General features: G+C 65.5%; 25 protein-coding genes. 13 read left to right on the top strand and 12 right to left on the bottom strand.

Annotated elements, in window-relative coordinates; translation table 11 throughout:
• Positions 1-78: 78 nt before the first annotated feature.
• Genes M1E17_RS18465 through M1E17_RS18455 form a run of 3 tightly spaced genes read left to right on the top strand, consistent with a single transcriptional unit; the run spans position 79 to position 2,992 of the window.
• On the top strand, positions 79-1,308 hold the full coding sequence (locus M1E17_RS18465) for a thiolase family protein (protein ID WP_457963380.1): 1,230 nt from the start codon (positions 79-81) through the stop codon (positions 1,306-1,308).
• Positions 1,308-2,120 (top strand): enoyl-CoA hydratase/isomerase family protein, encoded by an 813-nt coding sequence (locus tag M1E17_RS18460; protein ID WP_457963379.1) that lies wholly within the window; start codon positions 1,308-1,310, stop codon positions 2,118-2,120. Before M1E17_RS18465 ends, M1E17_RS18460 begins: the two co-directional genes overlap by 1 nt.
• Positions 2,120-2,992 (top strand): 3-hydroxyacyl-CoA dehydrogenase family protein, encoded by an 873-nt coding sequence (locus M1E17_RS18455; protein WP_457963378.1) that lies wholly within the window; start codon positions 2,120-2,122, stop codon positions 2,990-2,992. The genes M1E17_RS18460 and M1E17_RS18455 overlap by 1 nt, the downstream gene beginning before the upstream one ends.
• A gap of 10 nt (positions 2,993-3,002) precedes the next feature.
• Here the strand turns inward: M1E17_RS18455 and M1E17_RS18450 are convergent, their stop codons facing one another.
• Positions 3,003-3,245 (bottom strand): DUF6480 family protein, encoded by a 243-nt coding sequence (locus tag M1E17_RS18450; protein WP_457963377.1) that lies wholly within the window; start codon positions 3,243-3,245, stop codon positions 3,003-3,005.
• Between the two features lie 110 nt (positions 3,246-3,355).
• Between M1E17_RS18450 and M1E17_RS18445 the strand changes: the two genes are divergently transcribed.
• Positions 3,356-3,964, top strand: a complete 609-nt coding sequence (locus M1E17_RS18445; protein ID WP_457963376.1) for a GNAT family N-acetyltransferase — start codon at positions 3,356-3,358, stop codon at positions 3,962-3,964.
• A 30-nt stretch (positions 3,965-3,994) separates the two neighbouring features.
• Here M1E17_RS18445 and M1E17_RS18440 read toward each other — a convergent pair whose 3' ends face one another.
• Positions 3,995-4,894: an SGNH/GDSL hydrolase family protein gene (locus tag M1E17_RS18440; RefSeq protein ID WP_457963375.1), complete on the bottom strand. Its 900-nt coding sequence runs from the start codon at positions 4,892-4,894 to the stop codon at positions 3,995-3,997.
• A gap of 153 nt (positions 4,895-5,047) precedes the next feature.
• On the opposite strand from M1E17_RS18440, the gene M1E17_RS18435 reads away from it, so the two are divergent.
• Positions 5,048-5,767: a tyrosine-protein phosphatase gene (locus M1E17_RS18435; RefSeq protein ID WP_457963374.1), complete on the top strand. Its 720-nt coding sequence runs from the start codon at positions 5,048-5,050 to the stop codon at positions 5,765-5,767.
• A 23-nt stretch (positions 5,768-5,790) separates the two neighbouring features.
• Complete coding sequence (locus tag M1E17_RS18430; protein ID WP_457963373.1) at positions 5,791-7,911, top strand: S1 family peptidase; 2,121 nt, start codon at positions 5,791-5,793, stop codon at positions 7,909-7,911.
• Between the two features lie 105 nt (positions 7,912-8,016).
• Here the strand turns inward: M1E17_RS18430 and M1E17_RS18425 are convergent, their stop codons facing one another.
• Positions 8,017-8,460, bottom strand: coding sequence for a PaaI family thioesterase (locus tag M1E17_RS18425; RefSeq protein WP_457963372.1), 444 nt, complete (start codon positions 8,458-8,460; stop codon positions 8,017-8,019).
• 145 nt (positions 8,461-8,605) lie between these two features.
• Between M1E17_RS18425 and paaZ the strand changes: the two genes are divergently transcribed.
• On the top strand, positions 8,606-10,714 hold the full coding sequence (gene paaZ, locus M1E17_RS18420; protein ID WP_457963371.1) for a phenylacetic acid degradation bifunctional protein PaaZ: 2,109 nt from the start codon (positions 8,606-8,608) through the stop codon (positions 10,712-10,714).
• A gap of 58 nt (positions 10,715-10,772) precedes the next feature.
• A complete protein-coding gene (locus M1E17_RS18415) occupies positions 10,773-11,180 on the top strand; it encodes a VOC family protein (RefSeq protein ID WP_457963370.1) in 408 nt (135 codons plus the stop codon).
• 28 nt (positions 11,181-11,208) lie between these two features.
• Here the strand turns inward: M1E17_RS18415 and M1E17_RS18410 are convergent, their stop codons facing one another.
• The 6 genes from M1E17_RS18410 to M1E17_RS18385 form a co-directional block, all read right to left on the bottom strand.
• A complete protein-coding gene (locus M1E17_RS18410; protein WP_267276131.1) occupies positions 11,209-11,502 on the bottom strand; it encodes a hypothetical protein in 294 nt (97 codons plus the stop codon).
• A 90-nt stretch (positions 11,503-11,592) separates the two neighbouring features.
• On the bottom strand, positions 11,593-12,702 hold the full coding sequence (locus M1E17_RS18405; protein WP_457963369.1) for a S1C family serine protease: 1,110 nt from the start codon (positions 12,700-12,702) through the stop codon (positions 11,593-11,595).
• Positions 12,703-12,836: 134 nt separating this feature from the next.
• Positions 12,837-13,460, bottom strand: a complete 624-nt coding sequence (locus tag M1E17_RS18400; RefSeq protein WP_457963368.1) for a TetR/AcrR family transcriptional regulator — start codon at positions 13,458-13,460, stop codon at positions 12,837-12,839.
• A 50-nt stretch (positions 13,461-13,510) separates the two neighbouring features.
• Positions 13,511-14,905 carry a phenylacetate--CoA ligase PaaK gene (gene paaK, locus M1E17_RS18395; RefSeq protein ID WP_457963367.1) on the bottom strand — a complete coding sequence of 465 codons (1,395 nt, stop codon included), beginning with the start codon at positions 14,903-14,905 and terminating at the stop codon, positions 13,511-13,513.
• 7 nt (positions 14,906-14,912) lie between these two features.
• Entirely contained in the window at positions 14,913-15,386 is a 474-nt protein-coding gene (locus tag M1E17_RS18390) for a hotdog fold thioesterase (RefSeq protein WP_457963366.1), read from the bottom strand.
• A gap of 225 nt (positions 15,387-15,611) precedes the next feature.
• On the bottom strand, positions 15,612-17,732 hold the full coding sequence (locus M1E17_RS18385; protein WP_457963365.1) for a hypothetical protein: 2,121 nt from the start codon (positions 17,730-17,732) through the stop codon (positions 15,612-15,614).
• Positions 17,733-17,981: 249 nt separating this feature from the next.
• Between M1E17_RS18385 and pta the strand changes: the two genes are divergently transcribed.
• Positions 17,982-20,075: a phosphate acetyltransferase gene (pta, locus tag M1E17_RS18380; protein ID WP_457963364.1), complete on the top strand. Its 2,094-nt coding sequence runs from the start codon at positions 17,982-17,984 to the stop codon at positions 20,073-20,075.
• A 76-nt stretch (positions 20,076-20,151) separates the two neighbouring features.
• On the opposite strand, the gene M1E17_RS18375 is transcribed toward pta, so the two are convergent.
• Positions 20,152-20,391, bottom strand: a complete 240-nt coding sequence (locus M1E17_RS18375) for a hypothetical protein (protein ID WP_457963363.1) — start codon at positions 20,389-20,391, stop codon at positions 20,152-20,154.
• A gap of 81 nt (positions 20,392-20,472) precedes the next feature.
• Between M1E17_RS18375 and M1E17_RS18370 the strand changes: the two genes are divergently transcribed.
• From M1E17_RS18370 to M1E17_RS18360, 3 genes are all read left to right on the top strand, one after another.
• Positions 20,473-21,639 carry an acetate kinase gene (locus M1E17_RS18370; protein WP_457963362.1) on the top strand — a complete coding sequence of 389 codons (1,167 nt, stop codon included), beginning with the start codon at positions 20,473-20,475 and terminating at the stop codon, positions 21,637-21,639.
• Between the two features lie 5 nt (positions 21,640-21,644).
• On the top strand, positions 21,645-22,211 hold the full coding sequence (locus M1E17_RS18365; protein WP_457963361.1) for a GNAT family N-acetyltransferase: 567 nt from the start codon (positions 21,645-21,647) through the stop codon (positions 22,209-22,211).
• A 107-nt stretch (positions 22,212-22,318) separates the two neighbouring features.
• A complete protein-coding gene (locus tag M1E17_RS18360; RefSeq protein ID WP_457963360.1) occupies positions 22,319-22,786 on the top strand; it encodes an SRPBCC family protein in 468 nt (155 codons plus the stop codon).
• 76 nt (positions 22,787-22,862) lie between these two features.
• Here M1E17_RS18360 and M1E17_RS18355 read toward each other — a convergent pair whose 3' ends face one another.
• Positions 22,863-25,115 (bottom strand): S9 family peptidase, encoded by a 2,253-nt coding sequence (locus M1E17_RS18355; protein WP_457963359.1) that lies wholly within the window; start codon positions 25,113-25,115, stop codon positions 22,863-22,865.
• Between the two features lie 461 nt (positions 25,116-25,576).
• On the bottom strand, positions 25,577-25,993 hold the full coding sequence (locus M1E17_RS18350) for a CBS domain-containing protein (protein ID WP_267276112.1): 417 nt from the start codon (positions 25,991-25,993) through the stop codon (positions 25,577-25,579).
• A gap of 301 nt (positions 25,994-26,294) precedes the next feature.
• Here M1E17_RS18350 and M1E17_RS18345 point away from each other — a divergent pair, with 301 nt between their 5' ends.
• Complete coding sequence (locus M1E17_RS18345) at positions 26,295-26,717, top strand: Hsp20/alpha crystallin family protein (protein ID WP_457963358.1); 423 nt, start codon at positions 26,295-26,297, stop codon at positions 26,715-26,717.
• Positions 26,718-26,887: the final 170 nt, after the last annotated feature.

Raw genomic sequence — 26,887 nt, 5'->3', positions numbered from 1 at the left:
GTAAGTGGATTCGTCCTGCTGCCTGTCCGTTTGCAAGCAGATGATGACAGAGCCGTTTATCGTGTGAAGGGTGTTTCCATGGCTGCAGGTACCGCAGGACCACAGGCTTTTCTTGTTGGCGGTGTCCGGACACCGGTGGGCCGTTACGGGGGCGCCCTCTCGTCGGTCCGCCCCGATGACCTCGCCGCCCTGGTCATCCGGGAGGCAGTGGCGCGCGCCGGGCTCGATCCGGACAGCATCGACGAGGTCATCCTCGGCAACGCCAACGGGGCCGGGGAGGAAAACCGGAACGTGGCCCGGATGGCCACGCTCCTGGCAGGGTTGCCCGTCCATATTCCCGGCATCACGGTGAACAGGCTGTGCGCGTCCGGCCTCAGCGCCATTATTCAGGCCAGCCAGATGATCAAAGCAGGCGCCGCGGACGTTGTCATCGCAGGGGGCGTCGAGTCCATGAGCCGTGCGCCCTGGGTGCAGGAAAAGCCAACAAGCGCCTTCGCCAAGCCGGGCCAGATCTTCGACACTTCCATTGGCTGGCGCTTCGCCAACCCGCAGTTCCAGCACGGCGAGCTGTCCCGGGACGGGAAAATGACTTACTCCATGCCGGAAACCGCGGAGGAAGTGGCCCGAGTGGACAGCATCTCCCGGGACGACGCAGACGCCTTCGCCGTCCGCTCCCACGAACGTTCCCTCGCCGCCATCGAGGCTGGCCGGTTTAAGGATGAGATCGTCCCGGTCACGGTCAAGAGCCGCAAGTCCGAACACGTGGTGGACACGGACGAAGGGCCCAGGGCCGGAACCACCATGGACGTCTTGGCAAACCTTAAACCGGTAGCGAACGGCGGCTCCGTGGTGACCGCAGGCAACTCCTCCAGCCTCAACGACGGCGCCTCCGCCATCATCGTCGCGTCCGAGGCCGCCATCGAACGGCTGGGGCTGACGCCCCGGGCCCGCATCATCGACGGCGCCTCCGCGGGCTGCGAACCGGAAATCATGGGCATCGGCCCGGTCCCGGCAACCCAGAAGGTACTCAAGCGCACGGGCATCAGCGTCGGTGACCTCGGCGCCGTCGAGCTTAATGAAGCCTTTGCCACCCAGTCGCTGGCCTGCATCCGCCGGCTGGGCCTGGACCCGGACATGGTGAATAACGACGGCGGGGCCATCGCTTTGGGCCATCCGCTGGGTTCGAGCGGATCCAGGATCGCCATTACCCTGCTGGGCCGGATGGAACGCGAGGATGCCGGGATCGGACTGGCCACCATGTGCATCGGCGTGGGGCAAGGCACCGCAATGCTGCTGGAGCGGGTCTGATGGCGGACGCGCGGGACCTCGCGAATGAACACTTCAGCACCCTGCTGGTCGAGGAGCGGGATGACCGGGTGGTGGTGCTGCTCAACCGCCCGGACGTCAGGAACGCCATCGACCAGCAGATGGTGGATGAGCTGCACGTGGTCTGCGCGGCGCTGGAGCAGAATCCCCGGGTGCTCATCATCGCCGGCGTGGACGGTGTATTTGCCTCGGGCGCGGACATCTCCCAGCTGCGCGAACGGCGCCGGGACGACGCCCTCCAGGGCATCAACTCCACGCTTTTTGTGCGGATCGCCAAGCTTCCCATGCCTGTCATCGCCGCGCTTGACGGCTACTGCCTGGGCGGCGGCGCCGAGCTCGCCTACGCTGCTGATTTCCGGATCGGCACCCCCAGCGTCCGGATCGGCAACCCGGAAACGGGACTGGGGATCCTGGCCGCGGCAGGTGCAAGCTGGCGGCTCAGGGAACTGGTGGGGGAGCCGGTGGCCAAGCAGATCCTGTTGGCTGGGCTGGTGCTCCGTGCCGAGGAGGCGCTGGCGCTTCACCTGATCACGGAGATCCACGAGGCGCCCCTCCTGATGGAGGCTGCGCACAACCTTGCGGACAGGATTGGCCGCCAGGATCCGCTCGCGGTGCGCATCACCAAGACAGTGTTCCATGCACCGGCCGAGGCGCACCCGCTGGTGGATCAGCTGGCGCAGGGAATCCTGTTTGAATCCCCGGCGAAGTTTGACCGGATGCAGGCTTTCCTGGACCGGAAGGCTGACAAGAAAGCCCAGGAAGCCGCGAACCAGGCTGACGGAAAGAAGAACTGATGGCCAACTCTGAACTTGCCCCAGGTTTACCCGCGTCCGTGGGCGTGCTGGGCGGCGGCCGCATGGGCGCCGGCATCGCGCACGCCTTCCTGATCAAGGGTGCCAACGTGGTGGTGGTGGAGCGCGACGAAGAGTCAGCCCAGGCCGCACAGGAGAGGGTGGAAGCGGCGGCTGCCGCAAGCATCGAACGCGGAACCACGGACGGCAACCTGGAGGAGATGGCTTCCCGGCTTGCGGTCACGGTGGACTATGACGATTTCGCTGACCGCCAGTTAGTGGTGGAGGCCGTACCTGAGGACTGGGACCTTAAGGTCACCTCGCTGCGGGGGATTGAGGAGCGGCTCGGTGAAGATGCCTACCTCGCTTCCAACACGTCCTCGCTGTCCGTCAACGGCCTGGCCGGCGAGCTGAAGCGGCCGCGGAATTTCCTCGGCCTGCACTTCTTCAACCCGGTGCCCGCCTCCACCCTGATTGAGGTGGTGCTGGGCGAGCAGACGTCCCCGGACTTGGCGGCTGCGGCAAAAAAGTGGGTTGAGGCACTCGGCAAGACCGCCGTCGTCGTCAATGACGCCCCGGGGTTCGCGTCCTCCCGTCTGGGCGTGGCCATCGCGCTGGAGGCCATGCGCATGGTGGAGGAGGGGGTGGCGTCCGCTGAGGACATCGACGCTGCGATGGTCCTGGGCTACAAGCACCCCACCGGCCCGCTGAGGACCACGGATATTGTGGGCCTGGATGTGCGCCTGGGCATCGCCGAGTACCTGCACTCCACCCTCGGTGAGCGGTTTGCCCCGCCGCAGATTCTCCGGGACAAGGTGGCCAGGGGCGAACTGGGCCGCAAGAGCGGCAAGGGCTTCTTCGACTGGACCGGGTAGCGGGTGCCGCTCACGTCAGGCGGGGGAGCAGCCCCACAAGGTAGCCGACGAAAAACAGCAGGGCCAGCAGGACCACCACTGCGATGACGCCGATCCAAAAGTACTGCGTGACTTTCCGGGTGCCGTGTTCGTCGTGGCCCTGAGGGCCGGCGGTGGAAGACTCGCCGGGCGGGGTTTCTCCCGGGGGAACGCCGCCGCCGGGCTCCAGGCCGGAGATGTTGTTTTCCAGTGGGTCCGGATTTGGCCCTGTCATGTTAACTCCCTCGCTAGGCGCGCCGTGGGGCCACCAGGAAACGCCGGAGCCTCCTGATGGGACATGTATCAGCTTAACGGGATGGCAAGGTCCAGGCCTAGGCTGGTGCGGTGACCTCCATCGAACCCATCACCTTGACCGGGCAGTACGTCATCCTGGAACCCCTCAACCACGCGCATCACGACGGCCTCGTGGCGGCAGCGCGGGACGGCGAGCTCTGGAAGCTCTGGTACACCTCGGTCCCCACGCCCGACGGGATGGCGGCGGAGATCAGCCGGCGCCTCGGGCTTCAGGACCAGGGATCCATGTTGCCGTTCACCACGCGGCTGATCGATCCTGCTACGGGCGGCCCTGGCAGGATCATCGGCATGACCACCTACATGAACATCGACGCCGGTACGCCCCGGGTGGAGATCGGCTCCACCTGGAACGCGGCGTCGGTCCAGGGCACCGGTACCAACCCGGACTCCAAGCTGCTGCTCCTGCGCCACGCCTTCGAGGTGCTGGGCTGCCCAGCGGTTGAATTCCGGACGCACTGGCTCAACCACCAGTCCCGGGACGCCATTGCCCGGCTGGGCGCAAAGCAGGACGGTGTGCTGCGCAACCATTCGCGGACCACGGACGGCGTGCTCCGGGACACCGTGGTGTTTTCAATCCTGGAGCACGAGTGGCCCATGGTCCGCGCCGGGTTGGAGTTCCGGCTCGCCAGGCAGCGGTAGGCTGCCTGGCGGCCGCGTTGGCGCAGTGGGTTAACGCCGGGCGAGCGCCTGGAGGTTTACCGCAGCGACAAGGGCGTCGGCGTAAGCGTCGTGTCCGGCCGGGTTGGGGTGGAAATTCTCCGGGGCAAATGGGACCTGAGGATTGAAGTTGATCCACGATTCTGCGGTGAGGGAGTTAATGGCGTGATCGGCGAACTCCTCCGTGACGTCGACGTACACAGCGTTAGCCTTTGCCTCAGCGTTGGCGATAGCCACAGCGTCGGAGATCGCCTCGTTAAGGGCTGCCGTGCCTGCGTTGACCAGCATTTGTGCCTCTGGGGGCAGCAGCGTCAGCCCGCCTTCGGGATCAAAAAGGAGCGGGTAACCAAACACCACAATTTTGGCGCGCGGGGCGGCCTTATGGATTGCGATCAGCGCTTCCACAAGGTTGGCTTGAATGACAGGAAACTTGGTGCGAGCTGCTTGTACAGCCTGGGCGCAGTCAAAGAGCGTGGACGTTGCGCAGATAGCCAAGGGTGTGGTGAAGTCAAGGTCATTCGCCCCCGCAGTCAATGTGACCAGTTCGGTCCGGCCGGACAGTCCTTCGGCGGCGGCGAGGGCCGCGATCTGCTCCATTACGCTGGGTACGACGGATGGACTGTCGACCAGGAGCGCTCCACCGCACGCTTCATTGCTGGCAACGTCGTCAATAATGGGCAGAGCTCTCAGCAGATCTACATAGCCGGTGCTTGTCTGGGGGCAAGGGAAAGGCCGTGTGTAGTCCCCGGCCCCAACACCGGCCGTGTAAGAGTCGCCGACCGCCACGAGGTCGACATCCGGAACCGGCGGCGCTGCGCCCGCAGGAATGGCCGTGAAGCCTAGTGCCATGGCCGCGGTGGCGAGGCCAGCGGCAAAAGCCGGGAGCCGCCGTCGTCCTGTTGAGTGTGCCATTGTGTCCCCTAAAGTTGATCAAAGTGCGGGTGAGGGTATGTGCCACCGTACGCCTGACAAGGGTCCGGGTCACCGGCTCCGAGTACCTAATTTCCTGCCGGCACTACCTGTTTTTGATATGCGGGCGCTGCGGGCTTGTGGTTAGCTGTCCGGATGGAGAAACCTGGCGGGGCGGTGGACTGGGACGGCGCCGTGAATGCCTGGCACGTGGCGGGCAGCGTTTACCGGATGGGCCGCCGCGAATGGCTCACGGAGGCGGGTTGGCGGCAGGCGTACGACGAAGGCGTCCGCACGGTCATTGACCTCCGGAACTCCCATGAAGCGCGCCGCCGGGACACCGACCCCGTGATAGCTGAAACTGCCTGGTCCGGACTCGCCGTGGTGTCCACCCCCACTGAGGATCCGGACGATCCGCGGCTGACTTCAGTGTGCGGACCTTACATCAAGGATCCTGCGCACTACCTCCACAACGTTCGCCTCTATCCGGAGAAGTTTGTGGCCATCTTCCGCGCCATTGCCACATCCGCGCCAGCGGGCGGTGTGGTGATCCATTGTGCTGCCGGGCGGGACCGCAGCGGAATGGTGGCGGCCATGCTGCAGGATCTGGCCGGGGACTCGGACAAGCAGATCGCCGGCGGCTACGAGCAGGCTGCGCGGGGCATCAATGAGCGCTACCGCACGCACGGGCCGCCGCATGACAGGGAGCGCTATATCGAGGAGGCCGAGCTGGCGCCGATACTCTCGGAGCGTGGCCGAGCGGTTGTGGACGTTGTGCGTACCCTCGAGACCTCGTCCTTCCTGCTCCGACACGGCCTGACCCCGGCTGAACTGGCCGCGGTCCGGTCTGTGTTGGGCAGCCGGGTGGCGCTGTGAACGGTGCTGTAAAAGCCGTGCCGATGAGTAGCCCGACGGCATCAGGTAAAGCGTTGAAGCGGAGGCCTGTCCCCACTCTTGCCTGGGGAGGGGTGGCAGGCCTCGCCATGGCTGCGACGTTCGGGGCGGTTCCCGCGGTCGCCACTACTTTGCCGCCTGATCCGGTGCCGGCAGCTTCGGCTCCCGCGAGGACTGAGAGCCCGACGGCGGCAGGCACGGGAATCAGCGAGGACGGCCTCGCCGAGGCCGTCCTGCGCGACCTTGGCCTCAGTCCTGAGCAGTTCAACGCTGCCGGAGAGCTGGGCAAGCAGGCGGCCCAAGCGGCTTCGGCACTCCGGGACGTCCCCGGGTACGTTGGAATCCGGCTGCAGGACACCCGGATCCTGGTTACAGGCCAGGGCCCGGAGCTGGAGGCGAAGGTGGCCGGGCTGTCCGGAAGCATCCCTGCCCTGCTGCTCGAGACGCCTGCCGCAGGGGAGCCGGCCACGGCACACCAGGCCACCGCAGACCAGGCCACCCCAAACCAGACTGCCGCTTCCCGTGAGAGTGAGGCCGCCGCTCCTGTCCGCGGGAGTGAGCTTGCCGCCAGCACCCAGCAGCTGTTCCAGGCCTATGTCAGTGAGGTGGGGCCGGAGGACCTCCAAGCTGTGGCCTACTCCCGCGGCAGGTTTGTCATCCGTACAGGGGGAGCCACCGCCTCCGAATCTGTTGAGCAGGAATTACAGGCCGCCAGGGGGCCTGCTGCCCAACGCGGCGGGACGAAGATGTCCGCGGAGGCATTCGTGGCCAGGTATGCGAATGTGGAGCTCGACGCCGGTGCGGAGCTGGTTCCCGAGGCGGCGGAGGTTCTGGGCGGCCAGGGCTACTTCGCGGACAACGGGCAGATATGCTCCACCGGGTTTTCGGCTTTTGACCCCGCCGGCCTTCCAGCGGTCCTCACTGCCGGGCACTGCTCGGACGACGGCTCCGTAGACAAAGCCACCCTGGAATACCAGGCGAATCCCATCGGCCTGCTGGGGACCTTCGGATTCAACCAGTTCGGCGGTCCCGGCAACAGCGCCATAACCGGGATTGACGGCAACACTGCCGATCCGGACAAGCCAGGGAATGTGGGAACGGACATTGCGGTCATCGAGTCCATCCGCCCTGGCCTGGACCCCGCACCCGCCGCCAGTACGTGGGGACATTCTTCCGAACCCGGACCGGACGTGAAAATCATCGGCACGGCGGCGCCTGTGGAAGGCCAGCCGGTCTGCCGGTCGGGACGGTCATCGGCCTGGTCCTGCGGAACCATCGACGAAGTGGGCATCTATGTGGTGCCCGGGCCGGGATTCGCTGCGGACCCTACGGACCTTCGGGCCTTCAACGGCTTCCTCTCTTTTGGTGTCCAGTCCAGCGGCGGCGACTCCGGCGGACCCTGGGTCAGCGGCAACTACGCCGTAGGCACGCACAGCGCCGGAGACGTTCCGGACGAGTTCGGCAACGTGCAGAACTTCGCCGTGGCGGCCACCCTGGATGACGCCCTGGCCGTGCTGCCCGGCTACCAGCTGGAGCTTTTCCTCAACAAGCCGCTGGTGGTTTCCCCCGCGCCCGGTGGAACAGTCAAGCCTGGCCAGACAGTGACCGGGCAGGTATCCGCGGCCCCTGCCTCCGCTGTCGCAGCAGGGTCCACTGTCAGGATCACGCTCCCCGGACAAGCCCCGTTCGACGTCCCGCTGGACGCGGCCGGTCACTGGACTTTCACCGCACCTGACACGGCCGGCCCCTTGCGCTTCACAGCAGAGACAAGGAACGGCTACAGCGCCTCGGGAGCCGGCAGCTTTGAGTTCGCGGCCCCCACACCGGTCGCTCCCACACCGGTCGCTCCCGCGCCGGCCCCACCGCCGGCCGCTGCCCCCGGTCCGGCCCCCGCGCCGGCACCAAGTCCGGCCAAGCCAACGGCCTCCGCGTCTCCACCTCCCAACGATGCCGTTCTCCCCGCAGGTGACCGCACCGCCGTCGGAGGCTACGCAAACCTGGCTGATACCGGGGCGGATGGAATCATCGCCGCAGCAAGCGTCGCTGCTGGTGCCATCGCCGTCGGCAGCCTTTTCCTTGTCCTCGGCATGCGGCGAAAGAAGCAGCGCCCTCCCGCCACCCGTTGAGCTATCACTTCGAGTCGCTTCAGACCCACTTTGGGGACTCTATCTGATAGAGCATCGCGGCCTATGGGTGGGCAGCCTGGACCCTTCGGCCCGCACCTTCCGGGCCTAGACCTTCCGGTCGAGGAGCAGGTTGGTGATGCGAAGCGTGCAGAGACGCTCGCCGGCCTCGTTGGTGATCAGGACCTCGTGCGTGGTGAGGGTCCCGCCAAGGTAGATCGGTGTGGCCGTGATGGTGATCGTGCCTTCCCTCGCGGACCGATGATGGGTTGCCGAAACGTCCACGCCCACGGCGGTCTTGCCCAGCGTGCCCGCGTGGATGACGGCAGCCCACGAACCCACGGCCTCTCCCACCGCCAGGGATGCACCGCCATGCAACAGCCCGAACGACTGTCTGTTGCCCTCCACCGGCATGGTGGCCACCACGCGCTGGATGGACTCCTCCACGATCTTGACGCCCATTTTTTCGTCCAGTTCGCCGAGGGTGATTTTCCACAGGTCGGCGTCGGCAGAATTCTGGGAGGGGGCGGTATCTGTGGGCTCGGCGGTCATGAGCTCTCCTTCGGGGCGGGCGGGAATAGCTGAACTCCTAGTGTGCAGCACGGTACATTCATGTACTGTAGTCATATTACCGAACGGACGGTCAGTAATACCTGGCCGCCTTTGTTTGCCCCCGTTCCGGAAGGACCCGTCAACGATGACCACCACTGCCACAGCCGAAGCCACAGTCGACACCGTAGAGACAGTCCCCAGTTTTGTGCAGGATGCCTGGTGGACGCCCGACGCCGGCTCCACGGCCAACGCTGTCCCTGTGCGAGATGCAAGCACGGGCGAAATCCTGGCCAAGGTCAGCACGGACGGCCTGGACCTGGCCGCCGTGGTTGAATACGGCCGCACCACGGGCCAGGCGGAACTGGGCCAGTTCACCTTCCACCAGCGCGCCCTCAAGCTCAAGGAGCTGGCGCAGTATCTTCATGCGCGGCGTGAACACTTCTACGCCTTCTCGGCCCAGACCGGTGCCACCAAGGTGGACAACCTGATCGACATCGACGGCGGCATCGGCGTCCTGTTCACCTTCGGGTCCAAGGGTCGGCGTGAACTGCCCAACTCGCAGGTGGTGGTGGACGGGCCGCTGGAGGTGCTGTCCAAGGACGGCTCCTTCGCCGGTGAGCACATCTACACCCGCATCCCGGGTGTGGCCGTGCAGATCAACGCCTTCAACTTCCCGGTCTGGGGCATGCTCGAAAAGTTCGCACCTGCTTTCATCGCCGGCGTTCCCACCATCGTCAAACCGGCCACCCCCACCGGATACGTGGCTGCCGCCGTGGTCAAGGCGATCGTCGAATCCAACATCCTGCCGAAGGGCTCGCTGCAGCTCATTTCCGGCTCGGTCCGCGGGCTCCTGGACGTGCTGGACTACCGCGACCTGGTGGCCTTCACAGGCTCGGCCTCCACCGCCCTGTCCCTGAAATCGCACCCGAACGTGGTCCAGGGCGGCGTCCGCTTCACCTCCGAAACGGACTCCCTGAACGCCGCCATCCTGGGCCCGGACGCAGTGGAGGGCACGCCGGAGTTCGACGCGTTCGTCAAGTCAGTCGTGACCGAAATGACGGCCAAGGCCGGGCAGAAGTGCACTGCCATCCGCCGCGCCATCGTGCCGCAGGAGCTGGTTCCAGCGGTGTCCGCGGCCATCGGCCGGCGCCTCTCCGAACGTGTTGTCCTGGGCGACCCCCGGGCTGACGGCGTCACCATGGGCGCCCTCGCCTCGGTCGAACAGCTCGCGGACGTCCGTGCCGCCGTCCAGTCAATGCTCGACGCCGGCGGTGAGCTTGCGTACGGAACCCTTGATTCGCCGTCGGTCACCACTGCCAACGGTGATACCGGGGTTGTGGAGGGCGGCGCCTTTATGGCGCCGGTCCTGCTCAACTGGCCGGACTCCGAGGCGGAAGAAGTCCACTCGCTGGAGGCGTTCGGCCCGGTTTCGTCGGTCATTGGGTACAAGGACATTCCCGACGCCGTCCGCCTCGCCGCCCGCGGCAGCGGCTCGCTCGTGGCCTCTGTATGCACCAACGATCCTAAGGTGGCCCAGGAACTGGTGATGGGCATCGCGGCCCACCACGGCCGGGTCCTCATGCTCAACCGTGAGGACGCCCGCAGCTCCACCGGCCACGGCTCACCGGTCCCGCACCTGGTCCACGGTGGCCCCGGCCGGGCAGGGGGCGGCGAGGAACTGGGCGGCATCCGCTCGGTCATGCACCACATGCAGCGCACAGCAATCCAGGGCTCACCCAACATGCTCACCGCCGTCACGGGTGTCTGGCACGCCGGGGCCGACCGGAATTTCACGGTTGAGACGGAAGGGACTCACCCGTTCCGGAAGTCGCTGGAAACCCTGCTCATTGGTGATGCCATCCGCTCGGATCTGCGCCAGGTCACCCTGGAGGACATCACTGCCTTCGCCAACTCCACCGGCGACACCTTCTACGCCCACACCAACCAGGAGGCCGCGGAAGCCAACCCGTTCTTCCCCGGCATTGTGGCGCACGGCTACCTGTTGCTGGCCTGGGGTGCCGGACTGTTCGTGGAGCCGGCGCCGGGTCCTGTCCTGGCCAACTATGGGCTGGAGAACCTGCGCTTCATCACGCCTGTGGCTGCGGGGGATTCCATCCGGGTGACCCTGACGGCCAAGAAGATCACACCCCGTGAGACCGACGAGTACGGCGAGGTGGCCTGGGATGCGGTGCTCACCAACCAGAACGACGAGATCGTCGCAACGTACGATGTCCTGACCCTCGTGGAGAAGTAAAAGGCAGGTCACTATCTCCGGGCCGAGGCGTAAAATTTTTCTGGTAGGAGGTGGCGAAATGACCCTAGCCCTGAACACAGCCACAACCATCCTGCCAGTGGATGATCCAGCCCGCGCCCGGAGTTTCTACACAGAAAAACTCGGGCTACCGCACCGCGGCAGGACGGATGATGGCAGCGAACTGCTCGGCAATCCCGGCGGCCCCATGCTGCAGCTGATGCCGGTCCCGGACGGCAGGCACTCCGAGCACACCGCCCTGACCTTCGAAGTGGAGGACATCGAGCGGACAGTCCGGGACATGGAAGCCAAGGGCGTCCGGTTCCAGGATTACGACCTGCCCCATCTCAGGACAGAGAACCACATCTGCACTACCGACTCGGAGAAGTGCGCGTGGTTCATGGACACAGAACACAACATCCTGTGCATCCACGAAACCCTGGGTAAGCAGGCCGAGTACCAGCTCTGACGGCACCAGCCCTGACGACGCCGGCGCCTCAGCTTTGGGCGCCTCCGTGCAGTCCGTCATCACTGCTGTCGTCAGCCGGTTCCGTCCCGGTTTGGTCCGAAAGGTCCATGTTGCCGCGGGCCTCCTCCATGGTGGGCCCGCCGGACGGAACGCTGTACGTGTCCGGGCGGATGCCTTTTGCCTGTTCCTCGATCAGCGCCTGTTCTTCGCTGAAGCGGATCACGTTGCCTTCATCGCCTGCGTCGCCGGGGACGTCCTCCCGGACAGTTGACGGGTCCGGGACGATGAATCCCTGGTCTGCTTCATCCTTCGGGTGGGTCATGACGTAACCTTCCTCTCCTGGTGCGCTGGGCCTCTTTGGTGTGCTGGGCTCTTCGGCTGCTTTGGGCTGGTGGTTTCAGGGGCAGAGGCTTTATCCCGCAGGCCTTTCGGTGAGTTCCACCTTGATGTCCACGCTCTGGTCGTCCCGCTTGACCTTGAACCCAACGGTATCTCCCGGGTTGCGTTTGCGGAGCTCGGACAGGAGCCGTTCGGGAGTGGTCAGGTCCACGGCCTCCATGGATTCCAGGACGTCACCGGGGCGGATACCTGCCTTACCCGCCGGGCTGTCCTGGTCAACAGACAATGCCAGGACGCCGCTGTAGGCCTCGATCCCCAACTGCCCGGCGATCTGTGGTGTCAGCTCGCCCGGTGTCAGGCCGAGGTAGGCATGCTCCGCCGTGCCGTCTGCCAACAGCTCTTCGGCCACTTCCACGGCCGTGGCCGCGGGAATGGCGAAGCCCAGCGAAACAGCCCCTGCCTGTGGCGGGATGTACGCCTCGCTGATGCCGATCACCTCCCCGCGCATGTTGAGCACCGCGCCCCCGGAGTTGCCGGGGCTGATGGGAGCGTCTGTCTGGATGAGGTCCACCAGGGACAGGCTGTTGGAGGCGGAGCCGGGGATGGCCCGGTGCAGGCCGGAAATGATGCCGGCGGTGGCCGTGTTCTCAAAGCCCAGCGGGGAGCCCAGCACGATGGCACCTTCCCCTACCTTGGGCAGCGTTGTCTGGTAGGTCGGCTTGGGGAGCCCGGTGCGGTTCACCTGGACCAGGGCGAGGTCTGTGACGGGGTCGGTTGCCCGCACTGTCCCTTCCACCCTCTGGCCGTCAGCGAAGGCAACTTGAACGGTGGTTTCACCCCGGATGACGTGTTCGTTGGTGAGGATGAGGCCGTCCTCGGAGTACACCACGCCGCTGCCCAGTCCGCCCTCGGTAAAGATGGTCACCACGGATGGTGCCAGGTTCTCCACCAGCTGCGGGATGTCGCCGGCCGCGGCAGGGGCGGAATTATCAGGGCCGGGCCCTGGCCGGGGGGTTTGCATGGTGCCGGCAGGAGGCGCTGTGGGTGACGATACGGTGGGACCGGGGGGAGTGGGTGAGTCCGTGCAGCCGGAGACGGACACCGCGGCGGCCAGCAGCACGGCCCCAAGGGTTGTCCGGAAGCGGCTTGCGCGGCACGGTTCCTGGCCGTTGCTGGGGCTCATTGACAACCTCCCTGCGGATGCTGGCTCTTCCTTCCACCGTAGCGGGGGAGCATCCCGATCTCCAGTAGTAAGTACCCTTATTACTGGAGATCGGCAGGCAAGGTGCCGGGCATGCCGGGGGGTGCCGGGCTGGGTTAGGCCTGTGAGTGGAGACCGTCGAACGCCATGGTGATGACGTCGTCGGCCAGTCTCTCGGGGGAGAGTGAACCGCCCGGTTTGTACCATTCCACTATCGAGTTGATCATGCCGAACAGGAGCCGCGTGACGGTACGGGGGTCGATGTCCTGGCGCAGGGACCCCTCGTCGCGGGCGGCGGAAATCAGCCCGGCCACCTTGTGGTCAAATGAGCGCCGCCGTTCCAGCGCGTCGCGTTCAATTTCGGTGTTGCCCCGGAGCCGGAGCAGCAGCGTAACGAACGGGAGCCGTTCCACCAGCACGGCCACGGTCTGCCGCAGCACGTACTCCAGCCGTGCGTCAGCCGCGCCCGAGGTAGCCTCCGGCTGGTCCAGGATGGCTTCCAGGCCGCCCAGTGCATGCTCCAGGGCCAGCTTCAGGAGATCGCCCTTTGACGGGACGTGATGGTAGATCGCTGACTTGGAGATGCCCAGGTTCTCGGCGAGGATGCCCATGGACGTGGCGTCATAGCCATGCCGGTTGAAAACGTCCACCGCGATCAGCAGCACCGACTGCTGGTCGTAACCGGGGCGGCCGCGCTTCAGAGGTGCTGTTGTGCTGGAGATTTCGCTGGTGCTGGACATAGTGGCTAGTTTCTCATGAACGGTCGGTCAGCCAGCGCAGGCTGCCCGTATCACGCCCTCGGGCGCAGGTCGTAAATCCGGCGCAGCTTGCCGTTGGACCGCTCCAGCGAACCTGGCTCCACCACATCCACCGTGCATGAAGAACCCACGTGGATCTTGATCTGCTCCTTCAAGGTGCGCGCCGCCGTCGAACTCTGCTCAGGTGTCACGTTGTCCCGCCGCTCGATGCGGACGGTTAGCTGGTCCATCCGCTGGCCCTCCGGGCGGGTCAGTTCCAGCTGGAAATGCGGGCTGAGCTCGGCGATGCGCAGGGCGATTTCCTCGATCTGGGACGGGAAGAGATTCACGCCGCGGAGGATGATCATGTCATCGCTGCGCCCCGTGATCCGGCCCATCCTGCGGTGTGCCGGCCGGGCGGTGCCGGGCAGCAGGCGGGTGAGGTCCTTGGTGCGGTAGCGGATGATGGGCAGCGCTTCCTTGGTGAGCGAGGTGAAGACCAGCTCGCCGTGTTCGCCGTCGCCCAGGACGTTTTCCTTGCCCGCCACAGGGTTGAACGCGTCAATGATTTCGGGCCGGAAGTGGTCCTCCCAGATGTGGCTGCCGTCCTGCGTCTCCACTGCCTCCCCGGCGACGCCCGGACCCATCACCTCGGACAGGCCATAGATGTCGCAGGCCTTGATGTTCATGGTGACTTCGAGTTCGTGCCGCATCTCCTGGGTCCACGGCTCGGCGCCCAGCACCGCGTATTTCAGCGATGTGGAGGTGGGGTCGATTCCCATGTGCGCCATGGCGTCGGCGATGGTCAGCAGGTAGGTGGGGGTGCACAGGATCGCGTCCGGCTGGAAGTCGTGGATGAGCTGGATCTGGCGTTCGGTCTGGCCGCCTGACATGGGGATGACGGTGCAGCCCAGCGCCTCGGCACCCGCATGCGCGCCCAGGCCGCCGGTGAAAAGTCCGTAGCCGTAGGCGTTGTGGACCTTCATGCCTGGGCGGATCCCGGAGGCGCGGAAGCAGCGGGCCACGAGCTTTGCCCAGTCGGCAAGGTCCTGCTTGGTGTAGCCAACAACGGTGGGCCGGCCGGTGGTACCGGAGCTCGCATGGACGCGGGCCACCTCGTGCTGCGGCACGGCGAACATGCCGAACGGGTATTCGGCGCGCAGGTCCTCCTTGGTGGTGAACGGGAAGTTGCCCAGGTCGCTGAGTTCCCGGAGGTCCGAGGGGTGGATGCCGGCTTCGTCGAACTTGCGCTTGTACAACGGCACGCGGTCATACGCGTACGCCACCGTGTGCTGCAGGCGGCTGAGCTGGAGGGCTTCCAGCTCGTCCCGGGACATGGTTTCCTCGCGGTCCAGGACGGCATCTGCAGGCAGCGCTGTTCCCTGCGCTGCGGTTCCCTGTGGGGCGGGGTTGTGATGAGCCGGGGTTTCGGGGGCGTGAAGCGTCATGGCTTTCCTACTTCTTGGGGATGGTCCGGCTGCGTCCGCGGAACTCGGCAATGAGTTCACCGGGTTGGCCGGAGCTGAGGGGTGAATCGGGCTGCGCTTCGGGGTCGGCGGCGAAAATCTGGATGTCGTACAGTCCGCTGCGTCCTGCACTTGAGCGGCGGTCGGCGACGGCGGTGATCACCTGGCCACGGTAGGCGGGCTTGAGGAAATTGATGTCGACGCCGGCCGCAACGGTGATGCTGTTTTCCTCGCCGGGGGCCGGGGTGATGGGATTGCAGGCCAGGGCGAAGGCGGTGTCCGCGAAGGCGAAGATCATTCCGCCGTGCGCCATGCCGAAGCCGTTGAGCATTTCCTGGCGGAGCTTCATGCGGATGGTGGCGTGCCCGTCGCTGACGGCCACGACCTCTATACCCATCCATTCGGAGGCATAGTCGTTTTCGAGGATGGGGTGTGTGGCCCCGGAGAGTGCTGCTTCAGCCATGCGTCATTGCCTCCAGCTTTATTTACCGAATGTTCATTAGGTAATCCCATGAAGGGGGGCAGTGTCAAGAGCGGAGCAGTGTGTGGACAGGCGTAGCCGCCGGTTGCGGGGCGGGTTCAGGGCAGGGTTCAGCCAGGATCAGGGCGCGCGCCTGCCTTCCGGGGCCTTTTAGGAAGGCAGCGGTGGGAAGCTGTGCGGCGCCCCTGGTTTGCGGCTCCCTTAGCGTTAGACGCCGACAACCACCTGGCAGGCGTTCGGGTCGGCGCTATCGGTGGAGAGTGTCAGCACCTGGCTCCACGCGGCGGTGCCGGTCTCCGGGACAGGGACGGTCTGGGCGGCACCCGCAGGCAGCGTTCCCTGGCCGGCATCTGACGCGGCTGCCGGAGCGCTCCCGGTGGGGGTTTCGAGGGAGGTCCACTGATACTGGACACCGCTGCAGCCGGCGTTCGGCATGCTGAGCTTGATGGACTGCGCGGCCGTGGCATCAACCAGCAGCCGGGTGGGAGCAGCGGGGGAGCCCGCCGTGATGGTCCAGGCCGTCGGTGTCTTCGCGCTGGGTCCTTCCGTGCGCAGTCCCTGATCGGTCAGGAGCGCCACTGCTCCCTGCAGTCCGTGGTCCGCGTTGACGGGCAGGTAGGGCCTGATGGCGGCCGCGAAGGCGAGCGCATCGGACTCCGGAATCAGCAGATGGACTGCCCTGAGGTCCGCCAGCTGCCCGGGAACGCCGGCATCCAGGGGCTGGGAGGACTTGATCCACGGCTGCGCGGCGGGTGAATCCAGGAACTCGTTGACCGCCTGCAGGTTGTGGTGGCCCTCAGGCAGGTCGGGGAGCCATTGCTGGGAAACCAGCACGGTGCGTCCGTCGTCGCCGATGAGCCCGGACCAGGGCTGGGCATCCCGCAGGTCAACCTGCGGCAGCTGGTAGATATCCGGGATCGGGGCACCGGCTTGTTGGACGTACGTCTGGTACAGGAGGCTGGAGTTGAACGAGGTGGACGCAATGGGCACCATCACGGGCCCGTTGGTTTGGGAGAGCGTCCGGACGGTGGAGGCGACCTCCACCATGTTCGGCAGGTTTGACTGGACGAAAGGTTCCGTCACGTTGGGGTACAGCCCGCCTGGCAGCTGCGAGGCTGCGAAGCGAATCCCGGCCAGGGCCGGTGTCTGCGCGAACATAAAGGCAAACAGGGCGGTGGCAAGCCCCGCTGCCACTATCTGGCGGGCCAGCGGGCGCGGCCGGGGCAGCAAACGAACCAGCCCCACGAAACCAACAGTCATGAGCAGCGGCCACACATGCACCTGGTGGATGATTCCGGACTGCTTCTGGATGATGGCCCATACCACCTCGGAGACCACCAGGAAGGAAGCCACGAACACGGCGTTGCGCGTCACCGACGTCGAGGTCCTCCGGGCAATGACTACCGCCAGCGCAACCACGGCTGCGATGGCAATGATCAGCGCCACGAAGCCTCCGGCGTAGGAGAGGTTGGCGGTGAGCGCGTCCGTCAGCGAGGTCTGGTAGCTGATGTAGAACAGGGAGTTGTCACGCGAGAAGATGGAGGTGAGGGTACCCGGTGTGAGGACGGTTGCGCCGCCAATCACTGCGGCCCCAGCCAGAAGGACAGGCAGGCTCAGCGTCTCCTTCAGAAGGCTCCGCCACCGTTCGGGCGGGCGCCGGTAGCGGAGCGCGGCCACCGTGTAGGCGAGCAGGTAACACGCAACGACGGCTGCCAGGTCAAAGAGGAAGTTCTTCTTGACCAACAACGAGCCCGCTCCGATCAGCAGTGCCCAGAACAGGGTCCACCGATGCAGCGGGCGTGACATCAGAATCCAGACCGCAGCAAGAATCAGGGACATCCCGATCAGGTCGGGGACCCCCTGAACGCATACCAGGAACGTCAGCGGGTTGAGGCCTGCCGCCAGGACTATCCAGGGTGAGACCCGGAGCCCCAAAGTGCGGCAGGCGATCTTGGTGGTCAGCACGGTCATCGGCAGCAGGCCGAACAAACCCATGGCAGCCTCATAAGGCACGCGGAGGTTGAGGAGTTCGGGCGGCAGGACAGCCAGCGGCAGGGCCCAGTATGGGGGATACTCGCTCAGCGACTGCGCCTTCAGGTACAGGTAGAGCGCGTGCGGCCCTTTACGGAGCGCATCGGAAGTGTTGATGGCCACTTCCTGATAGCCGCGCGGGTCGTAGAAATAAATCCGCTGCTCGCTCGCGACGTACAGGACCAGGATCCCCAGGATGGCTGCCAGCGGCAGCACCCAGGTCAGGAGAAATGCCCGGCTTCGCAGTGACCGGCCCATCCCGCGGGTTGTCCGCCTCAAATTTTCCACATGCGTCATACCCACGTATCCGCCTTCCGAACCATACGGCCCTTAGGGTGGCCGGCTGCCCCCGGGGAGCGGTACCCCCAGCGTTTTGACACCTTCGAGCCTAGCCGCCATTCTTCAGGCCTGAAAATTGGCTACGTGGCGAGCGCGGGACGAGCGGGGTAGAGGGGGCAGGTGAACCCGGCGGAAAGCTAATGACAGGATGGGAGGACGGCAGCTCCACACACCAGCAATTACACACCAGCAATTAAAGGGCGGATCATGGCCAGAGGCATCTATGTCAGCGCAACTACCCCCGGCTCGGGCAAGTCGCTCGTGGCCCTGGGCCTTGCGGACACACTGCACCGGCATGCCGACAGGATCGGCTTCTTCAAGCCAGTGGTCCTTGGCACCGACGCTGCGGATGACCCCATGGTGGCGCTGATGAAGTCCCGCTTTGCACTGGACGATGACCGCTGCCGGGGCGGCCTGACCTTCGCCGAGGTCCGCGCCTTGCTGGCCGAAGGAAACCGCGCCGAAATCGACGCCCGCTGTGTGGACATCTTCGCCGAAATGTCCCGGCACTGCGATGTGGTGATTGTGGAGGGCACGGACCTCACAGGCCAGGACGCCGCCGTCGAGTTTGACCTCAACGCCCGCCTCGCCAACAACCTGGCCGCACCGGTGGTGGCAGTGGTGGGTGCGAAGGGGCGCACCGTCGCAGAGGCAACCGCCGCCGTCGAGGTGGCCCGCAAGGAACTTTCAGCAGGAAAGTGCGCCCTGCTGGCCATCATGGTCAACCGCGCCGATCCCGATGACGTCGAGGCCATCGCTGCCGCGGTGAAGCGGGGAGCATCCGGGCGTCCGGTGTACGTCCTGCCTGAACTGGAGGAGATCGCCAGGCCCACCACCGGCGAGGTTGCCGCCGCCCTGGGCGTCCGCCAGATTGCCGGCCGCCCGGACATGGAGCGGGATGTCCGTGACATTAAGGTGGCGGCAATGAACGTGGGCAACTTCCTGAACGTCCTGGACGAGGGTGCCCTGGTGATTGTGCCCGGGGACCGCGCGGACGTGATGGTGGCTTGCCTGGCGTCGTCGTTCTCGCCGGAATTCCCGGTGCCCTCGGCCCTGGTCCTGACCGGCGGCCTTGCCCCGGACGCCAACATCTATCCGCTGCTGGCCCAGGCCCCCTTCCCCGTGTTCGCCTCCCACGAAGACACGTACACCACGGCCCGCCGGGTCTCGGAGGTCCGGAGCGAGATCTGGTCCGGGCACCGGCGCAAAGTGGCGTCCGCCCTGGGGCTGTGGTCCAGGAGTGTGGACGAGGCGGAGCTGATGGAGCGCCTCCACCTGCCGCGGCCCGAGCGGATGACGCCCCTGCGGTTCCTGCACGACCTCATTGAACGGGCTCGGGCACAGCGCAGGCACGTGGTCCTCCCGGAGGGGACAGACGTCCGGATTCTCAGGGCCGCCGAGATCCTGCACCGCCGCGACGTGTGTGACCTGACCCTTCTGGGCCCTGAGTCCGACGTCCGCGAGCTGGCAGCCGCCCGCGGCATCGACCTGTCCGGAATCAACATCGTTAACCCGGCGACGTCCGAACTCCGGCAAAGCTTCGCGGAAAAGTATGCGGAGCTGCGCGCGCACAAGGGTGTGGACGTGGCCAAGGCGCTCGAGATCATGCAGGACGGCAGCTACTTTGGCACCATGATGGTCCACCTGGGCGTGGTGGACGGCATGGTGTCCGGCGCCGCACACACCACGGCCCACACCATCCGGCCCGCGCTGGAGTTCGTGAAGACGCGCGACGGCGTAAACATCGTCTCCTCGGTGTTCCTGATGCTGATGCCGGACCGGGTGCTGGTTTATGGCGACTGTGCAGTGAACCCGGACCCCAACGTGGAGCAGCTGGCGGACATTGCCCTGGCCTCGGCCGAAACCGCTGCCCAGTTCGGTGTGGAGCCACGGGTGGCCATGCTGTCCTACTCCACCGGCGGCTCCGGCTCCGGCGAGGCGGTGGACGAGGTCCGGCAGGCCACCGCACTGGTGCGCGAACGCCGGCCCGACCTCGCCGTCGAAGGCCCCATCCAGTACGACGCCGCCGTGGACGCGTCCATTGCCGAGTCTAAAATGCCGGGCTCGTCCGTGGCCGGGCAGGCGACCGTCTTCATCTTCCCCGACCTCAACACCGGCAACAACACGTATAAGGCGGTGCAGCAGAGCTCGGGGGCAGTCGCCGTCGGGCCCGTTCTGCAGGGGCTGCGCAAACCGGTCAACGACCTCTCCCGCGGCTGCACCGTGGAGGACATCGTCAACACCGTGGCCATCACCGCCATCCAGGCGCAGGTGCCGGTGAGGGTCTCGGCCGGGGACTGATCCGCGTCGAAATGGCACTTCACGGCAGTGTTTCGCGAAAACATTGCCGCGAAGTGTCATCTCGCGCGTGTAGCAGTCAGCTGTTTTCGGGCTTCGCCAGGCTGGCCGGGTCCTCCTGCTTGGCCGGTTCGTCTGAAAGGCCTTCGGGTGTGAGGTCCATGCCTTCGGCATCCTTGCCATCGGATCCCGTAGCAGCCGACTCCGTATCTTTCGACGACGTGTCGCCTTCGGTGCCGGTGGGCGGCTGGGCGGTTTCGGTATGGGCTTCGACGTTCTCGGGAGTGGTGTAGTCCGGCTGAGTGGGGTCGTTCGTCATGGAATGTTCCTCTCGGTGTGTTCCAACGTGTCAATTTATAGTGGGACGTAGTCACCGCAACAGCAAGGCTCAGGAGGCCCCATGCTTGTGCTAGTCATCAATTCCGGCTCGTCATCGCTCAAGTACCAGGTGCGTGATGTTGCCGCCGGAAGTGTGCTGACCGAAGGCCTGATCGAAAAGATCGGCATGGGTAACGGCGGTGACGGGGATGGCGAGATCGAGGGCCCGCGTGACCATGCGGAGGCGCTGGAGCAGGTGGACGCGGCCATTCATGCGGAACTCGGTGATCTTGAACTCGCTGCCGTTGGCCACCGGGTGGTGCATGGCGGCGAGCGCTTCGCCGAACCCGTGCTGATCGATCACGAGATCACCCGGGCCATCGAACGCCTCAACCCGCTGGCGCCGCTGCACAACCCGGCCAACGTGCTGGGGATCCGAGCCATCACCAAAAAATGGCCTGACATGCCGCAGGTGGCCGTTTTTGATACCGCCTTCCACCGCACGCTGCCCGAGCACGCCTGGCGCTACGCCGTGCCGGATGAGCTCTACACCAGCCACGGCATCCGCCGTTATGGCTTCCACGGCACCTCGCACGAGTATGTGACCCAGCGTGCCGCCGCGCTCCTGGGCATTCCGGTGGAAGAGTTCGACGGCGTGATCGCCCACCTCGGGAACGGCGCCTCTGTCACGGCCGTCCGGGGCGGCAAGTCCGTGGACACGTCCATGGGCTTCACCCCGCTGGAGGGCCTGGTGATGGGCACCCGGTCCGGCGACCTGGACCCGTCCATCCTGGTCTTCCTGGGCAGGGCCGGCTGGACCCCGGAGGACATCGACACCATGCTCAACCGCGAGTCCGGCCTGAAGGGGCTGGCCGGGAACAATGACATGCGCTCGGTGGTGGAAGCTTCCGAGGCCGGCGACGCCAGGGCCGCCATGGCGCTCGCCGTGGCGTCCTACCGCCTGGCCAAGTACATCGGCGGCTACCACGTGGCGGTGGGCGGCGCCAAGGCGCTGGTTTTCACCGCGGGCATCGGAGAAAACTCCTCCCAGTTCCGTGCGCTGGTGGCGGACCGCCTGGGTGCCTTGGGCATAGAGCTCGACGCCGGCCTCAACAGCCAGCGGTCCAAGGAACCACGGGTTATTACCACCACGCAGTCCGCCATCCCGGTCTTGGTAGTCCCCACGGACGAAGAACAGGCGATCGCGGAGGCCACAGCCGCCGTCGTCCATTCAACGGCGATCGCCTAGCCTCCATGCCGGACATCATCCTGCCCGTCCGCACGGAACGGCTTGCCCTCCGCCGGTTTGAAGGACGGGACCTGGAGGCCTTCCACGCTTACCACGCGCTGCCGGAGACGGCGCGGTTCCTGCCAGGCCTGGCCAAAACCTACACGCAGTGCATGGAGCGGGTGGGAATGTATGCCAACTTTGTCTTCCAAAAGGAAGGCGACTGGGTCAGCCTGGCCATTGAAGCCAAGGACTCGCCCGGCCTGCTGGGCGAGGTGGTGCTCAAGTGGCTCCCCGGCCGCGGACAGGCCGAAATCGGCTGGACCCTGGCGCCGGGGGCGCGCGGCAAGGGCTACGCCACCGAGGCTGCGGCAGCCATGCTGGGCCTGGGCTTTGGCGAACTCGGGTTCCACCGGATCGAGGCGCGGCTGGACGCGCTCAACACCCCGTCGGCTGGGTTGTGCGAACGGCTGGGCATGCGGCTCGAGGCCAGGCTCGTGGACAAATGGCACTACAAGGGCCAGTGGGCAACAGAGCTGGTCTACTCCATGCTGGAGCGGGAATGGAAGGCTGCCGCGCCGTCCCGGCGTTGACCACAGGTGTTTCCGGAAGTCATTGACGGCCCACGGGAAGGGGGCCAAAATGACGCTACCTGCCGGCCAAGCCGGGCCGGCAACAGGCTGTCCGAGGGAGTGCCGCCATGCCCGTCATAGAAGAAAGTGTCTTCATCGCCCGTCCGCCGCAGGAGGTTTTTGATTTCCTGGTCAGGAGCGAGAACATCCCGGTCTGGGATTCTTCGGTGATCCGGACCGAACAGATCACCGAGGGTCCGCCAGGGCCCGGCACCAAGGTGCGCGGCACCAGCAAGGTCATGGGACGGCATTTTGACTGGGTTGCTGAAAACATTGACTTCGATCCGCCGCGGAAGACAGTGGCCCGCTCGGTTGAAGGCAAGATGAATTTCACCATCACCAACGCCTTGGAACCGGAGGGCAACGGTACCCGCCTGACCTTCCGCATTGATGCCGATTCCGGGCTCGGCGGGATCTTCGGGAAGCTGGCTGACCCCCTTGTGGAGAAGGCACAGGCCCGGACGGTCCGCGCCAACCTAGAGACGCTGGCCGAGCTGCTGGCGGAGCACCCCGAGTACGGAAGGGACGCCGGTTGAGCTCACTCGTCTCACAACCGACGCCCCGTGCCTAGCCCGGGGGAGTGCTGTTGCGCTTAACCCGGGAAGTGGGGTTTTACTTCAGGCCCGCTCCTGGCAGCAGTTCGGTGGCGCCCACGGAATCAGCGATGAACGCGTAGTCCCAGGCCCGTTCGCGCCACTGGACGTACCGGCCGGAGGCTCCGCCGTGGCCGCCGTCCATCTCGATCTTCATCAGGACGGGCTGGTTCCCGGTGGTTTTGTTGCGGAGTTCCTGGACCCACTTGGCCGGCTCCACATAGAGCACCCGGGTGTCGTTGAAGGACGTCACCGCGGCGATCTTGGGGTAGGCCACGTCGCGGACATTCTCATAGGGCGAGTAGGACTTCATGTAGGCATAAACCGCAGGGTCCGTGATGGGGTTGCCCCATTCCTCCCACTCCAGTGCGGACAGCGGAAGGTCCGGATCCAGGATGGTGGTGAGCGGATCCACGAACGGGACCTGTGCCAGGACGGCGGCGTACTTTTCCGGGGCGAGGTTGGCCACGGCTCCCACCAGCAGGCCGCCTGCGGAGCCACCCATTGCGGCGATCCTGGCCGGGTCCACCCAGCCTGAGCCGGCCAGCCAGTCGGTTGCGGCCACAAAATCGGTGAACGTGTTCTTTTTGCTGAGCTTCTTGCCGTCCTCGTACCAGTGCCGCCCCAGCTCGCCGCCGCCGCGGATGTGGGCGATGACAAAAACCACTCCGCGGTCCAAAAGCGACAGCCTGGCGATCCCGAAGCCGGGATCCATGCTCAGCTCGTAGGAGCCGTACCCGTACACCAGGCCGGCCGCCGTCGAATCCTGTTTGACCGCCTTGTGCCGCAGCACCGAGAGCGGGATCCTGGTGCCGTCGGGGGCGTCGGCCCATTCCCGGGTGGCCACGTAGTCGTTGCCGTCGTAGCCGCCCAGCACAGGGCTTTCCTTGCGCAGCAGCAGTTCGCCGGCGGGCTGTTCCGGCGTGGGCAGCACAAAGTCGTACACGCGGGAAGGCGTGAAGTAGGAGGTGTACCCGAGCCGGATCACCGGGGCCTCGTAATCGGAGCCGCCAACTCCTGCTGTGTATAGCTCCTCGTCGAATGCCGGTTCCACCGGGGCCTCCTGCGCGGCAGTGCCCAGTCCGTTCAGGCCCAGTACCTGAACCCGCTCGATGGTGTCCTTCCGGATGGACACCACCACGTGCGTGGACGTGACGCCCGCGCCGTTCACGCGGACATCATCGGAATGCGCGACGACGGTATCCCAGTGCTGCTCCGCCAGCGGCTTGGTGAGTTCGGCCGGGTCCACCAGGGACACCATGGAGTTGATGGCACCCCGGTTGTGGGTGAGCAGGATACGTTCGGATTTTTCGCCGTCGGGGCCGGTCAGCAGGAAAGGCTCGGCCTCATAAAGGACCCGCTGGTCCCGCGAAATCACGGTGGTGAGGGCCCCGGCGGGGTCGTCGAACCGCATCAGGCGGGTTTCGCTGTATTCGGAGCAGCCGATGCCCAGGACCAGGTGGCGCCGGTCACCGGAGAGTTCAAAGCCCAGCCACATGGCGACGTCGTCCTCCTGGTAGATCACCACGTCGTCGGCGACGGGTGTGCCCAGGACGTGGGACTTGACCTGGTACGGCCGCCACGAATCGTCCACCACCGTGTAGAAAATGCGCGTGCCGTCAGGGGAGAAGGAGACGCCGTAGAAGATGTTCTCGATGACGTCCGGCAGCAGTTCCCCTGTGCGGAGGTCCTTGATCCGGAGCGTGAAGCGTTCATCGCCGGCGTTGTCCACGGCGTACGCGTACAGGTTTCCGTCTACGGTGACTGCGGAGCCGCCCACGGAGAAGAATGGCTTGCCTTCGGCCTCAACGTTCCCGTCCAGCAGCACTTCCTCGCCAGGGATTTCGACGCCGGCCTCCACTGCCGGCGGAGTCCAGTCAGCCACGGGGTTTCCGGTGTCCTGGGCGCGGACGCGGCACTGGATTCCGTACTCCTTGCCTTCGGCGGAACGGCTGAAGTACCACCAGCCGTCTTTCCGGCTGGGAACAGACAAGTCAGTTTCCTGGGTGCGGCCCTTGATCTCCTGGAAAATGGCCCCGCGCAACGGTTCCTGGTGGGCTGTGACGGCCTCCTGGTAGGCGTTCTCTGCCTTGAGGTGCTCCACCACCTGCGGGGACTCCTTCTCCCGCAGCCATTCATAGTTGTCCACGAAGGTCTCGCCGTGGTGGATGCGCTCGGCCGGGACCTTCCGGGCGACGGGCGGCAGGGCAGAATCGGCGGAAACAGTGGCAGCGGACGCGTTGGCGGAATCCTGCAGCGGAGTCTGGGTCATCCCCTCAATATATAGACCCGGGCAGACAATCAGGGCGGCGTTCGCTACCGGGGGAGAGCACCCCCGCCCCCGTTGCTCTATCACTATTGGTCCCTCTCAGCGCTCAGAGCGACCAGTAGTGATAGAGCAACGGGCTGGTGGGGAGAACGTGAGCCTAGTTCGGAAATGGGCGCAGGCGTATCCTGATCACGCGAGAGAACATCCGCCCAGCCTGAGAGGGGAATCCTATGACCATCCCGCCAGTGCACGAACCCGAGCCGTTCCCGCCGGAACCGGGCCCGGATCCTTTCACCCCTGACCCCACCTCACCGGGTCATCCTGGCCCTGCACGGCCCAGCCCGGTTCCGACCCCGGAACCTCCCGGCCCATTGCCGGTTCCGGATCCGGGGCCGGAACCACTGCGGCCAGACCCTACCCGCAGCTAGAAAGCTGACCGATAGAGCTGACCGGCAACCAGCTGGTCAGTACGAAATAAACTCCACCAGTTCGCCCACCCGGTCCTCCGGGTAGTTGCGCGCGATGTCACCCTGGCTCAGGATGCCCACCAGGTCGTGGCCATCGATCACGGGCAGGCGGCGGACCTGGTGCTCCTGCATGGTGCGGATGGCTTCTTCGATGGAGTCATCCGCACCGATGGTCACCGGTTTGCCTTGGCCGAACTGTCCGGCCGTGGCAGTGCGGGGATCACCGCCGTCGGCGAGGCACTTGATCACAATGTCGCGGTCTGTGATCATCCCCTTCAGCCTGTTGTCCTCACCGCAGATCGGCAGCGAACCGACGTCGAGGTCCTTCATTTTCCGCGCTGCCTGCTCCAGCGTTTCGTTCTCACCGACGCATTCCACGCCGCCACTCATGATGTCGCGTGCCTTGATGGACATTGTGCTTCTCCCAATCATCGAAGGCGGTACTGTGGCCGCCTGCTTCCTTGGACCTGACTTTTTCAAGGCGCCAGCGGCGGGAATCGCGGGCGCCCACGCTCACCCATGGCCCCCTAAACGCCGACACCTTTATTATGCTAAGCATGCTTACCATTAGCCAAGACCCCTGCCGGTGTTCGCCCAAATTTTTCGCTCTAAACCGCTTGCATCCTGCTGCCGCCAGTGCTAAAAAATCTATATCAGCTGATATAGATCGGCTGGTAGGAAAAGTGTTGGACCGTCTCTTTCGAGGAGGGAAGCCATGTTGATGCGAACCGATCCGTTCCGTGAGCTGGACAGGCTGGCCCAGCAGGTCCTCGGCACGGCGGCGCGTCCGGCTGCGATGCCCTTGGACGCGTGGCGGGAGGACCAGGAATTCGTGGTGGCCTTTGATCTGCCCGGTGTAAATGCGGATTCAGTTGATCTGGATGTGGAACGGAACGTCCTGACGGTGAAGGTTGAGAGGCCGGATCCCGTGGGCAAGGACACCGAGATGATCGCATCGGAGCGGCCGCGCGGCGTCTTTAGCCGCCAGCTGATCCTGGGTGAGGCCCTGGATGCCGAAAACGTCAAGGCAACATACGACGCCGGTGTCCTGACTCTGCGGATTCCTGTCGTCGAGAAGGCCAAGCCGCGCAAGATCGAGATTGAAACGAAGGGGGCACATCATCAGATTGCCGCCTAGTTTCCGCACAAGGCCGGAAGGTTCGGACGCCATTGTTGGCTGCCTTTTGGGCGACTAGCCATTTGATGCACGCCACAGCGCCATAGGCGCATCGGCAGCGAAGCGACTGCTCCTTCCGAAACGGTGGCCCCCGGCAATGCCGGGGGTCATCTCATGCCCGCCGCAGCTTC

The organism is Arthrobacter sp. D1-29 (assembly GCF_054130585.1).
The sequence above is the reverse complement of the archived record's forward strand: the minus strand, read 5'-3'. Positions and strand labels throughout refer to the sequence as shown.